The organism is Limimaricola litoreus (assembly GCF_024159025.1).
Classification (GTDB): domain Bacteria; phylum Pseudomonadota; class Alphaproteobacteria; order Rhodobacterales; family Rhodobacteraceae; genus Limimaricola; species Limimaricola litoreus.
In genome coordinates this window covers 1-1404 of the sequence record NZ_JAMYXC010000113.1, presented here as the reverse complement: position 1 = coordinate 1404, position 1404 = coordinate 1, and the positions used below count along the sequence as shown (strand labels likewise).

1 protein-coding gene and 1 pseudogene are annotated in these 1404 nt (G+C 73.1%); both read right to left on the bottom strand.

The genetic code is table 11. The features are described 5' to 3' along the window. Positions 1–803 (bottom strand): FAD:protein FMN transferase (locus tag NHG85_RS07690; protein ID WP_253331291.1); only part of this gene is annotated, 803 nt, incomplete at its 3' end. A gap of 9 nt (positions 804–812) precedes the next feature. Further along, a pseudogene (locus NHG85_RS07685) lies at positions 813–1404 on the bottom strand (NADH:ubiquinone reductase (Na(+)-transporting) subunit F); the annotation flags it as partial.

Here is a 1404-nt window from a genome sequence, read left to right as displayed (position 1 = left end):
AGGCCCGTCTGCGCCAGCACCGAGACCTGCACCAGCCCCTGCCCCGCCGGGCGCCCCTGTCGCGGGTCGATCACATGGCTCGTTTCCAACCGCCCGCGCAGGCCCTGCGGCGCATGGGCCGATGTCGCCAGCGCCAGCCCTCCGGGCTGCACCACGCGCAGCGCCGCCCCACCGGCTGCGCCCGGTCGCTCGATCGCCACGCGCCACGCGCGGGGCGAGGGGTGTTGGCCGAGCGTCGCGATCTCGCCGCCGATCTCGACCAGCGCATCCGCGATACCAAGCGCCGAGATGCCCGCCGCCAGCAGGTCGAGCGCATGGCCCTTGGCAAGGCCGCAAGGATCGAAGGTGAGGGCGGCATGGCTCTTGCGCACGGCCCCGGCTCGTAGCTCGAACCGCCCCTCCCGCGCGATCGCGCCCTCGATCCGGCCAAAGCCATGGCGCGCCACCAAAGGCCCGACCCGCGCGTCAAAGCCCCCTTCGGTGAGCGACCGCACCGCCTCGGCCTCCGACAGGCAGGCCCGCGTCGCCGCCCCGACGGGCCGCCACGCCCCCGCGCCCGCGCGGTTCAGCCGCGCCAGCGCGCTATCCTCGCGCCAGGGCGACAGTTCGGCGTCGAGATCGGCGATGAGGCGGGTCGCAAGCTGCGCCACCGCCTCCTGCCGCGCCCCGGCGTGCAGGACGCAGCGCCAATAGCTGCCAAAGGCGGGACCGCCCACTGTCGTCGTCGTCGTCGTCGCCCCGGACCGGGCAGGACCGGCCATCAGTGCCGCCCCCGCTCCGGCCAGAAAATCCCTGCGCCGCATCCACATGGCTCAGCTCCCGAAATCGTCGAAAAAGATGCGCCCCTGCGGCACGCCCGCCTCGTCGAGCGCCGACATCACCGCCGCGATCATCAAGGGCGGGCCGCAAAGGTAATATTCGCATTCCTCGGGGCTCGGATGATCGCGCAGGAAACCGTCGCGTAGCACCGCGTGGACAAAGCCCACCGGCCCCTCCCAATCGTCTCCGGGCCCGGGTTCGGAGAGCGCCACCGTCCAGCGGAAATTGGCATGGCGCGCCGCGAGCTCCTCGAACGCCTGCGCATGAAGCAGGTCCTCGCGGCTGCGCGCGCCGTACCAGAAGCCGATCTTTCGCCCGGTGCCGCGCGCGTCGAGCTGATCGTGAACAATGGCGCGCAAGGGCGCCATGCCGACGCCGCCGCCGATCAGCACCATCTCGCGCGCGCTGTCCTGCGCGCGAAAACTGCCGAAGGGCCCCGCCGTCGACACCCTGTCGCCCGGCGCGAGCTGGAACAGCCATGACGACACGATGCCCGGCGGCACGCCCGGCCGGTCGGGTGGCGGCCCGGCGAGGCGGATGAGCAGGACGATCCGCCCCGCCGCGAGATCGGCGGGCGTGCTGGCG